This window comes from Yoonia sp. R2-816 (genome assembly GCF_046762905.1).
Lineage (GTDB): Bacteria > Pseudomonadota > Alphaproteobacteria > Rhodobacterales > Rhodobacteraceae > Yoonia.
The window spans coordinates 1-283 of record NZ_JBKQXN010000129.1; the positions used below are offsets into that span (position 1 = coordinate 1).

Below are 283 nucleotides of genomic sequence, written 5' to 3' on the forward strand. Positions count from 1 at the left end.
CAACAAGCGCACATCCGGGCGGTGAAGCATTTCGCCGGGTTTCTGGGGCGCTCGCCCGATACTGCCACGACGGAAGACCTGCGTTCGTATCAGCTTCACATGACGGATGCCGGGGTCACGCCCTCGGTCTACAACGCGCGCGCTACCGCCCTGCGCTTCTTTTTCTCGATGACCTGTGGTCGCGAGGAGATGAAGCGGTACATGCAGTTCCGCACGCAGCCGCGCAAATTGCCCGCGGTGCTCAGCGCCGAGGAAGTTTCCGAGCTTCTGGCGGTGGCACCCG

General features: G+C 63.6%; 1 protein-coding gene. It reads left to right on the forward strand.

The window, feature by feature from the left end; translation table 11 throughout:
• On the forward strand, window positions 1-283 hold a 283-nt coding region (locus tag ACFWW2_RS02835), incomplete at both ends, for a phage integrase N-terminal SAM-like domain-containing protein (RefSeq protein WP_393925978.1).